The sequence below is a fragment of the Streptomyces sp. SID13666 genome (assembly GCF_010548325.1).
Taxonomy (GTDB): Bacteria; Actinomycetota; Actinomycetes; order Streptomycetales; family Streptomycetaceae; genus Actinacidiphila; species Actinacidiphila fildesensis.
The window spans coordinates 1-455 of the sequence record NZ_JAAGLX010000182.1 but is presented as its reverse complement, the minus strand read 5'-3'; the positions used below and the strand labels follow the sequence as shown (position 1 = coordinate 455).

The window sequence follows — 455 nt, the reverse complement described above, 5'->3', positions numbered from 1 at the left end:
CACCGCCGGAGAGCGTGCCGTTCTCCACGCCGAAAATCGTCGCCTCTTCGGCGAACGCGGGCTTCATGATGGCGCTGTCGGCCTTGGCGACGCCCTGATTGTACTTTTCCAGCACTTCGGTGATGGCGATGTGGTCAGCGACATAGGTCGGTTTCGACATGGTGTGTCTCCGGTCTGAGGTTGAGGCGCGCTCTTGCGCCGGGTTGGTCGAGACCTGGGTCAGGCTGCGTCGGCGGCCACTTGGCCAAGACCCGAACCGGGCTTGTTCCGGTTGTTGAGCCACCAGCCCATGAATAGCTGGCGTACCTGCCGATTCACCGCCGGGACGCGCCGCAGGGGTCCCGGCGTAGTCACGTGGCGAACACTTGGGAGTCGTCGGCGAACGCCTTGAACTCCAGGGCGTTGCCGGCCGGGTCGAGCAGGAACATCGTCCACTGCTCGCCGGTTTCGCCTGC

At 64.8% G+C, this 455-nt stretch carries 1 protein-coding gene and 1 pseudogene; both read right to left on the bottom strand.

The window, feature by feature from the left end; translation table 11 throughout:
• Positions 1-160 (bottom strand): nuclear transport factor 2 family protein (locus G3I60_RS44000; RefSeq protein ID WP_164608582.1); only part of this gene is annotated, 160 nt, incomplete at its 3' end.
• A 190-nt stretch (positions 161-350) separates the two neighbouring features.
• A pseudogene (locus tag G3I60_RS47000) lies at positions 351-455 on the bottom strand (glyoxalase); the annotation flags it as partial.